This is a genomic window from Sulfitobacter aquimarinus, from assembly GCF_040149565.1.
Classification (GTDB): Bacteria; Pseudomonadota; Alphaproteobacteria; order Rhodobacterales; family Rhodobacteraceae; genus Sulfitobacter; species Sulfitobacter aquimarinus.
Window position 1 is genome coordinate 1 of the sequence record NZ_JBEFLO010000019.1, and the last position, 9,253, is coordinate 9,253.

At 59.2% G+C, this 9,253-nt stretch carries 7 protein-coding genes; all 7 read left to right on the plus strand.

Annotated elements, in window-relative coordinates; genetic code table 11:
* The first annotated feature begins 95 nt into the window (after window positions 1-95).
* The 7 genes from ABMC88_RS18365 to ABMC88_RS18395 all read left to right on the plus strand — a co-directional run bounded on the left by ABMC88_RS18365 (window position 96) and on the right by ABMC88_RS18395 (window position 8,220).
* Window positions 96-1,211, plus strand: a complete 1,116-nt coding sequence (locus tag ABMC88_RS18365) for an AAA family ATPase (protein WP_349578347.1) — start codon at window positions 96-98, stop codon at window positions 1,209-1,211.
* Window positions 1,212-1,861: 650 nt separating this feature from the next.
* Window positions 1,862-2,365 (plus strand): 2Fe-2S iron-sulfur cluster-binding protein, encoded by a 504-nt coding sequence (locus ABMC88_RS18370; protein WP_349578348.1) that lies wholly within the window; start codon window positions 1,862-1,864, stop codon window positions 2,363-2,365.
* Window positions 2,362-3,345 (plus strand): FAD binding domain-containing protein, encoded by a 984-nt coding sequence (locus ABMC88_RS18375; protein WP_349578349.1) that lies wholly within the window; start codon window positions 2,362-2,364, stop codon window positions 3,343-3,345. Before ABMC88_RS18370 ends, ABMC88_RS18375 begins: the two co-directional genes overlap by 4 nt.
* Entirely contained in the window at window positions 3,342-5,531 is a 2,190-nt protein-coding gene (locus ABMC88_RS18380) for a xanthine dehydrogenase family protein molybdopterin-binding subunit (RefSeq protein WP_349578350.1), read from the plus strand. The genes ABMC88_RS18375 and ABMC88_RS18380 overlap by 4 nt, the downstream gene beginning before the upstream one ends.
* Window positions 5,532-5,978: 447 nt before the next feature.
* On the plus strand, window positions 5,979-6,395 hold the full coding sequence (locus ABMC88_RS18385) for a ribbon-helix-helix domain-containing protein (RefSeq protein WP_349578351.1): 417 nt from the start codon (window positions 5,979-5,981) through the stop codon (window positions 6,393-6,395).
* A gap of 29 nt (window positions 6,396-6,424) precedes the next feature.
* Window positions 6,425-7,507: an extracellular catalytic domain type 1 short-chain-length polyhydroxyalkanoate depolymerase gene (locus ABMC88_RS18390; RefSeq protein WP_349578352.1), complete on the plus strand. Its 1,083-nt coding sequence runs from the start codon at window positions 6,425-6,427 to the stop codon at window positions 7,505-7,507.
* A 170-nt stretch (window positions 7,508-7,677) separates the two neighbouring features.
* Window positions 7,678-8,220: a C45 family autoproteolytic acyltransferase/hydrolase gene (locus ABMC88_RS18395; protein ID WP_349578353.1), complete on the plus strand. Its 543-nt coding sequence runs from the start codon at window positions 7,678-7,680 to the stop codon at window positions 8,218-8,220.
* The last annotated feature ends 1,033 nt before the right edge of the window (window positions 8,221-9,253 follow it).

The window sequence follows — 9,253 nt, forward strand, 5'->3', positions numbered from 1 at the left end:
CGGGAGCGGCACCGCAGGCATGCGATCTCATTTTACCTACCCCTTTTTGCGTGCCGCCGTTTCCCACCTTTCCTTGTCGGATATGGAAACAGACCATGAAGCGTATCAAAATTATCGACGTCCCCAACTATGAAACTGATCCGAAAGTGATCGTGAAACAGCTCAGTACATTCCTGGAGGATTTTCGGAAAAAGAAAGTTGCGATCGATCTGATCGGTGATGACGAGCGGTCAGCTGAGTTTAACGTCAGCGATATCGAGATCTTCGGCGATGAATTGTCCGATGGCGTAGAAATCACATATAGAGATACGTTTCGTATCACCTCACGCGCAAACAAGCTTGCTAAGAACCGTGTTGCAGCCGCCGGCGTCTCTCACCTCAAACGCGAGGAATATGATCGGCAGGAGCCATCTCTTGCTGGCATGCAAGCCATCATGGCAAAGGACCAGAGCTGGGCAGATGAACTGGCGGCAAAACTTCATGCTGATATGCCGTGGATGGCACGCGCGACAGAATATGCATGGCATGCCTTGCGCCGCTCCGCTGAGCGAGGAGAGCCTGTACGTATCCGTCCTGTGATCCTGAATGGGCCGCCCGGCATCGGCAAGAGCGTCTGGGCGCGGTCACTCGCGGCTGCGCTGGAGATCCCATATGCGGATGTCGACGCAACAAAGGGCGCTGCTGGGATGGCCCTGGTCGGGGTTGAACGCGGATGGGGCACCGCCCAGGCAGGGCGCCCGGTTGATGTTATGTTGTCAACGAAACTCGCAAACCCTTTGATCGTGGTCGATGAGATCTGCAAGGCAAAGTCGATTACATCAAACAAGGGCACCAGCTATTCCTTCGGGGATGCCTTGTTGTCGTTGCTGGAACCTGCGACGGCAAAGGCGTGGGACTGCCCCTATTTCAGAGTGCGCTTTGATATGTCGCATATCTCCTGGGTTTTGACATCTAACAACGTGGAGAATGTGTCGGAGCCGGTTCGGAACCGGTGTCAGGTGATTGAGATCCCCGATGTGACGACCGAACAGCTGCAGGAGTTTGCCTTAAAGAAGGGTGTGGATTTCGGATTATCTGAAGCATCGGTTGAGGCAGTATTGATGGCGCTTGATCAGGCGCCGCTGGTCACGGGGCGGCGACTGAGCTTGCGGGATGTCGTGCGAATGTTGGAGCGGGCGGAGATGATGGAGGGGCGGCCGCGGTTGCAATGACAAGACAGTGGCCAAGCAACTTAATTTTCTTCAATCCGTCAAAGTCGGAAGTGTGAAGCGAACGGCCCATAGCGGACCTTGGTTCATCTTCCGGCGAATGACCGCAACGAGCCAAATTACCATTTTCGGCCCTCATATACCGGCTACGTACCTTGGTGGTGACCGGAATTACTTGGGTAACTACCTTGCTTTACTGGACATTCGAGCAAGAAATAGCATGGGAACTACTACCCAGCGGAAGAAGCGAAAATGGTTTTGGTTTTATCTCTTTCCTTGGTCCACTTGAGACTACATCGGCAGGCGCAGCAACGCTGTAAACCGTGTTTTGTCTGATTTTTTGGGTTCAGAGAGCGCGTAAATTTCTCCAATGGCGATAGTCGGTAACGGCAGATCTGTCCCAGAAACTATGATCTCGCATAGGCCTCACTTTAGCCACGCCGTTACCGGTGGGATACTGGGCTTACCGTCGCATTTGTTGCCGAGCCCGAAGAGCGGTGGTCCGCTCTGCCAGCAATCCGGACACGAGATCTCACCGCCGCGTTACCGGCGGGGCAGGGATGGGCGGCCGCCCTACATGAACTTTTTTCGCTCCGGCCATTGGCTCGCCCGCGCGGCGATCCATATTGTAGCCTCCCAGCAAGGAGAGCACGATGAGCGAGACGATAAAAGTCAACGGGTCTGACCACCTCATGCCTGCCGATGCGCGGGTCTCTCTTCTGGATTTCCTCAGACATCACGTCGGCCTTACTGGAACAAAAAAAGGCTGTGATCATGGTCAGTGCGGCGCCTGCACGGTGCTGGTCGACGGAGTCAGGATCAACAGTTGCCTGACGCTGGCATCGATGCACGGGCAGCAGGAGGTAACAACGATCGAGGGTCTCGGCACGCCAGATGCGCCCTCGGACCTGCAAAAAGCCTTTCTGGAGCATGACGGTTTTCAGTGCGGCTATTGCACACCGGGCCAGATCTGTTCGGCGACTGCGCTGCTGGACGAAATCCGCGCCGGATGGCCAAGCGACGCGAGCGATGACCTCAACGCGCCCTCGCTTTCCGACGAGGAGATCCGCGAGCGGATGAGCGGTAACCTTTGTCGATGCGGTGCCTACGCCAACATCCTCGCGGCGATCCGCCAGGTCGCGGAGACCGGGGCATGAGGCCGTTCGACTACATCCGGCCCACCGACGCGGCGGATGCCGCGGAGCGGATCTCTGGTACGGGCGTGAAGGCCATTGCAGGCGGCACCAACCTGCTCGACCTGATGAAGCTGCAGGTCGAAACGCCCGAGGTTCTGGTCGATCTCGGTCGGCTCGACATGGCATCCATCGCGGAGGATGGGGCGGGCCTGCGCATCGGTGCGCTTGTGACCAACACCGACACGGCCAACCACGCCCGCGTCCGCGCCGATTACGCCGTTCTGGCGCGGGCAATCCTGGCCGGGGCCACCCAGCAGCTTCGGAACAAGGCCACCACAGGCGGCAACCTTTGCCAGCGCACCCGCTGCACCTATTTCACCAACACCGACCAGCCCTGCAACAAGCGTAAGCCCGGATCCGGCTGCGGCGCGATTGGCGGGGTCGCACGCCTGCACGCGATCCTCGGCGCCAGTGACCAATGCATCGCCACCTATCCCGGCGACATGGCCGTGGCGATGGCCGCACTCGATGCGAAGGTCCACCTGACGGGCGGCGCAACAGGCGAGCGCACGGTCCCGGTCCGCGACTTCCACAACCTGCCGGGTCAGACGCCGTGGCAGGAAAATGTGCTGGAAGCTGGCGAGATTATCACTGCCGTCACGCTGCCGCCGCCGGTGAGAGCCCGGCAGATCTACCGCAAGGTGCGCGAACGCTCGTCCTACGCGTTCGCTCTGGTCTCCGTCGCCGCGATTATCGCAAAGGAGGGCGGCAAGATCGCGCGGGCCGACCTCGCCTTCGGCGGGCTCGCCCACAAGCCCTGGCACGACCCGCGGCTCTCGGAGCTGCTCGTTGGAGAGACCCCGTCGCCTGCGCTTTTCGAAAAGGCCGCCGACACGCTTCTTGACAGCGCGGACGCACGCGGCGGCAGCGATTTTAAGATACCTCTCGCGCGGCGAACCCTGATCGCCGTCCTCACCGAAGCCACGGAGGACCAGTTATGACCGCTTATCTCAAGCAGGACGGACCCGTCGACGGAGCTGCTCTCGACGGCATGGCGCAGGGCGTGCTGGGCCGCCCCGTGCCCCGGATCGAAGGGCTGGCCAAGGTGACCGGCACCGCGACCTATGCCGCCGAATACGACGTGGCCAACCTTGCCGAAGGTGTCTTTGTCACCGCCACGATCACGAGAGGCGTCGTGAAATCCATCGCCAGCGAGGCCGCCCGCGCCATGCCCGGCGTGCTGGCTGTGATCTCGGACGCGCGCATGACGACCCGCGCCGCACAAGGCACCGCCGGGGAAGCGCCCGAACAGGAACCGCAGCGCGTCTCCTACTGGGGCCAGCCCATCGCGCTCGTCGTCGCCGAGACTTTCGAGCAGGCGCGCGACGCGGCAAAGCAGTTGGTCGTCGAATACGACGCAGACACGGGCGTCGCCCTCGACCCCGCCACCGCCACGTCTGAGCCGCAAGAGGACGAGGCCATCGACATGGGCGACCTCAACGCCGCGATGCAGGAGGCCACATACAGCGTCGACATGACCGTCGAGACCGAGGGCCATGCCTCTGCCGCGATGGAGCCCCATGCCGCTATTGCCGCTTGGGAGGGGGATAAGCTCACCGTTCACGCCTCGTTGCAGATGCTGAACTACAATATCTCCGAGTTGGCGGACGCGCTGGATATGGACGAGACAAACATCCGGCTGGTCTCCGCCTATGTCGGCGGCGGCTTCGGCTCGAAGCTCGGGATCAGCGAGGACGTCGCCGCCGCCGCACTTGCCTCGCGTGAACTGGGTCGGCCGGTGCGCGTCGTGATGTCCCGCCAGCAGGTATTTCAATGCATCATGCGCCGCTCCGAGACCTGGCAACGACTGCGCCTTGCATGCGACGCCGACGGTAAGCTCACCGGGTTCGGCCACCAAGCGCGTGTCTCGAACCTGCCGGGAGAAACCTTTGCCGAGCCGGTGCTGCAATCCTCGCACTTCCTCTACGCCGCGCCGAACAGGTCGCTGTCGATGGACCTCGTCCGCATCCATCGGATGACCGCCGGATCGGTCCGCGCGCCGGGCGAGGCGGTAGGCATGCCGGCGCTGGAAATGGCGATGGACGAACTGGCGGAGAAGGCCGGGATCGACCCCGTCGCCTTCCGACTGCGCAACATCCCAGACCGCGATCCTGAAGGGAATTTGCCCTTCACATCGCACGGCCTTGCTGAATGCCTGAGGCAAGGGGCCGAGTCTTTTGGCTGGGAAAACGGCACGCGCAAGCCGCGGCACCGCCGCGAGGGCGAGTGGTGGATCGGAACCGGCATGGCCAGCGCCGCCCGCGTCCACAACGCGAGCGAGGCCAAGGCTCGGGTGCGGCTGACCGCCGATGGGCGGGCCGAGGTCGAGACCGACATGACCGATATCGGCACCGGCACCTACACGATCTGCGCCCAGATCGCGGGCGAGATGCTGGGCCTGCCGATGGATCGCGTTACCGTCAGCCTTGGCGACACCGACTATCCACGCGGTCCGGGATCGGGTGGCAGCTGGGGCGCGCCCTCTATCGGGTCCGCCGTTTACCTCGCCTGCAAGGCGCTGCGCGGGCAGCTTGCCAAACGGGGCAACATTGACGAAGCGGACCTCGTTCTAAAGGACGGCGCGGTCGAAGGCGGTCGCAGCGTTGCCGACCTTATTGGGGGCGAGGTGCTGGAAGAGATCGGCCATTACGAACCCGGTACCAACGAGCACGATTACACCTCCTCAGGCTTCGGCGCCTTCTTTGCCGAGGTGCGGGTGAACCACTGGACCGGTGAGACCCGCGTGGACCGGATGACCGGCGCTTTCGGCTTCGGTCGGGTGCTCAACGAAAAAACCGCGCGCTCGCAATGCCTTGGCGGCATCACCTGGAGCATCGGCACAGCCCTGACCGAGGCGCTGCATTTTGATCCCCGCGACGGGCACCTCGCGAATCCGGATCTGGCTGAATACCACGTGCCAGTCCACCGCGACGTGCGCGAGGTCGAGGTGCTCATGCTGCAAGAACGCGACCCGCTGGCAAGCGCGATTCAGGCCAAGGGCATCGGAGAGCTTGGCATGTGCGGCGGCGCGGGCGCGATTGCGAATGCGATCTACAACGCCTGCGGTGTACGGTTGCGCCAGCTTCCGATGACGCCTGACCGCCTCCTCGCAGGCCTGCGCGACTAAAGGGCAGGCCGTCGCGACGACCCCGCACCGGATCACGTGCGGATCGATGCGGTGTTTCCACGACGAACCCATTGATCCATCATGCCGTCACCCATCGTACACCCGCCGCAGACGGCGCGTTAGGTCCCACAATGCGGAGCTGCGTTCGAGGTCCGCTTTGAGCCCGTTTTGACGGATGCTGTGGTTTGTACAAGCGTCCGATAGCACGGAGAGGGTCATAAGCTTTTAACGACGGCTCAGGTCTTGAATGGGTTTTTGAAGGCTTCAACGGAGTTGGTTTAGGCATGTGTCAAGATGGAAGGCTTTGGAAGCGTAGCTTTAAGAGTGTCTAGAACGAGCGGTTGCGAAGCACGCACAGTTTTCACCCATACTGATGAAGATCAGTGGTTGGGGCTTGTGCAGAGAATATAAACAGCCGTATACCATCCGTGCGGATGGAGAAACCTTATGAGTAACGTGAGACAACTACGCGATAAGCAACCCGAGAATGAAAAGATTACAATCAATCTTGGCTTCGTCGATCTGGGCCGTATTGATCTGCTGGTGCAGGAAGGCTTCTACTCGAACAGAAGTGATCTGATCCGAACAGCGATCCGCAACCAACTCGAAAGCCACGGAGATGCCGTCAGTAAATCGCTGGAGCGGCACACGATGGAGCTGGGATTGCGGGATTATTCGGTCGGCGATCTTGAAGCGGTGCGGGATGCCGGTGAGGTTTTACACATCAAAGTCGTTGGACTTGCCCGGTTTGATCCCGACGTCACACCGGAACTGGCGCTTCAGACAATCGCTTCAATTACTGTGCTGGGTGCTTTGCAAGCCAGCGCGGAACTCAAAAAGGCACTTGCCGACCGCATCAAATAGGATGCGCGCAACATAGATAGGAAAACCAGATGAAATTTTTCAACGTCGGCGCGATGCGTCCGGCGACCGATGGCGCACGGCTGTCGGCGGCCAACGATCTTGTTCAACGCACGCTTGCCCGGCACGGCCTCGTTCCACAAGCTGGAAACGCGATACAGCAGAAAATGCCCGCCCTACCATCGCTCAACAGCATGCTGGATCAATTTGCCGGTGCAACCGGCAATGCCGATGCAGTTGACATAACGATGCCAGAGGATGCGCAGTTCAGGCGGGATACCTTTACCTGCCCCGCGGGCAGCCGCACCTATCGGACCTACATCCCTGCCTCGTCGGTAATGGGCGTCACAGGAGTCGTCATGATGCTGCATGGTTGCACCCAGACGCCCGAGCATTTTGCGACAGGCACCGGTATGAATGTACTGGCCGAGCAACATAGGTTCATCGTGGTCTACCCGGCGCAATCGCGCGGTGGAAATGCGCAATCATGCTGGAACTGGTTCAGCCGAGGAGACCAGAGACGCGGTAAAGGTGAACCATCTATATTGGCAGGGATCGCGTCATCGGTTGCTAAAGTGCACGGTGTTTTACGAGATAAGACATTCGTTGCCGGGCTATCCGCTGGAGCGGCGATGGCAGTCATTCTGGGCGAAACCTACGACGATGTATTTGCAGCGGTAGGGGCGCATTCCGGATTGCCCACAGGAGCAGCAAAAGACGTGGCGTCCGCATTTTCTGCCATGGCTGGCGCCGCTCTTGACCCCGGACCGCAGCCTGAACCGGCAGTTTCAACCCGGACAATCGTCTTTCATGGCACAGCGGATGCAACGGTGCATCCGTCTAACGGGGCGGCGATTGCACGGCGGGCGGCGGGCTTGAATGCGCGTCAGAGCATTGAGACAGAATGCAATGGCACCACAGCAGGACGCCGTTTTACACGCATCATCTCCAGCGATCTGCAAGGCAAACCCATTGTCGAATACTGGGCGATCGAGGGGCAAGGCCATGCTTGGTCCGGCGGGCAGGCGTCCGGCTCATACACAGATGCAAAAGGGCCAGACGCCAGCGCCGAAATGATCCGCTTCTTTTATAATTCCACTGACAAGGACCTTTGAGATGACACAGATGACATAGACGTTCGACTTCGTAGCCGAACCCGTACCCGGTCCGAAATTGGCTGCGCGCTGGAACAGGTCAAAGCCCGCCTACGAGGCATGGTTTATCGCGCGCGGCGACGAGCAGGGACCATCGCGAATAAAAGGGCCGTGATGCATTGAAGCGCTACATGCCCGAACTGGTCCCGACTTGCGATCGTTTGGTCGCCGTCGCAGGCGGGTCCGACCGCGCGGCAGGCTTCTTATCGACATGGTGCCTGCCCACCTATCTCGGTGGCTGTTCTCTTGCCGCCGTTTCCAGCAAGAAAGACGTCCGGCTTGTGCGCAACTATGGTCTATCACCTGAGTTGAACGAAGGGCTTCTTTTGCGCACTGAATGGTCCGGGCGGGCCGTCATGGGTATGGTCGAATTCCTGTGGGGTTTGTCTGACGGAATAAACGATGCAGGGCTCGGTGTCGCACTGGCTTATGTTGGCCGTTCTGAAGGAGGACAGGGGTATGGCGTGACAACGATTGTGCGCTATGTGCTGGAGACCTGCGATACCGTCGATGACGCATTGTCGGCTTTGAAACGGGTGCCGTCCCACATGGTCTATAGTCTCGTGCTTGCGGACGCCTCCGGCCAGACGGCAAGCGTGGAACTGGCTCCGGGCGGCATCTCGACGATAATGCCGATAGCGGTTGCGACAAATCATCAGAGTGGCAAGACGTAAGCGGACCGACCCGCCTTTACGCGGACATTTGAAAGCCGCGCATGTTTAGGAACAATTGTAGTGCAACCCCTGGAAACTCAACCGGAAGTTTCTCAAGTCACCTCTCTTGCGGGATAGATATGCGGAAGGCATTGGAACGTTGTTTACGGCCAATATGACCCAAAAGCACTTATGCTTGGCCTGACGTCAAAGGGAGCCCGCTGGAATCAAGCGATTCATGAATTTGCCGAAGGTCAGCGTACCATCACTTCTGCACAGGATAGTGCGTCAGGAGTGACCTACAACACAGATGGTGTGGGTTGCGGGGGCGTTGACTGGTCACAAGCGGCATCAATCGATTGGAACGCGGTAGCGCAAGACTACGCAAACGGACGGGGCAGGGAGATCGAAACAAATTTTTCATCCAAGACGACGGATCTACAAAAACCTGCCCGATAAAGTGAGATCCGAGTTCCATAGCCGTCCGACGAAAGTTGGGCGGCTAGCGAAAGACAACGTTGTTCACTGCGTACCCTGAGCGTCAAACAGCGAAAGACTACGGATCAGTTCGCCAAACCGGACATCGATGCCGTTGCAGCGAAAGGCAGCGAAGTCCGCTGAGCAGACCTTGATGTTAAGCGCAGCGAAAATCCGGAAAGGGGAGTGGGTAGGAGCCTTCCATCATTGCTGAGAGGGACTGTAACTGGTAAAGCGGCGCTCTTGCCTTCGTATGAGGCCAAGTTTGACTTCGCCGCCCTACTTGCAGTGAGTTCCCGATTTTCCCATGAATTGCGGGCAGTGACATACCACCGAATTGTATAATTGCTCCGGAAAAGGTATGGTGTTCAAAAGAAAAGATATGCTGTGATTCAATTCTGATTACCTGATGAAATCAATGCCCACTTTTCGGCCAGCGGAAAAGGTATGCTGTAACTGACAAGCGGTTGAATGAAAGGACAGGCAATTGAGAGCCACTTTGGCCAAATTGTCTTCCACTAATCAGGTCTATTTCTTCCACTGCCTGCTAAGCCATTGAAAACGCTTAATGCGATAA

Coding starts and splice junctions, on each gene's coding strand:
- ABMC88_RS18365 (WP_349578347.1), top strand. CDS start 96: ATGAAGCGTATCAAAATTATCGACGTCCCCAACTATGAAACTGATCCG.
- ABMC88_RS18370 (WP_349578348.1), top strand. CDS start 1,862: ATGAGCGAGACGATAAAAGTCAACGGGTCTGACCACCTCATGCCTGCC.
- ABMC88_RS18375 (WP_349578349.1), top strand. CDS start 2,362: ATGAGGCCGTTCGACTACATCCGGCCCACCGACGCGGCGGATGCCGCG.
- ABMC88_RS18380 (WP_349578350.1), top strand. CDS start 3,342: ATGACCGCTTATCTCAAGCAGGACGGACCCGTCGACGGAGCTGCTCTC.
- ABMC88_RS18385 (WP_349578351.1), top strand. CDS start 5,979: ATGAGTAACGTGAGACAACTACGCGATAAGCAACCCGAGAATGAAAAG.
- ABMC88_RS18390 (WP_349578352.1), top strand. CDS start 6,425: ATGAAATTTTTCAACGTCGGCGCGATGCGTCCGGCGACCGATGGCGCA.
- ABMC88_RS18395 (WP_349578353.1), top strand. CDS start 7,678: ATGCCCGAACTGGTCCCGACTTGCGATCGTTTGGTCGCCGTCGCAGGC.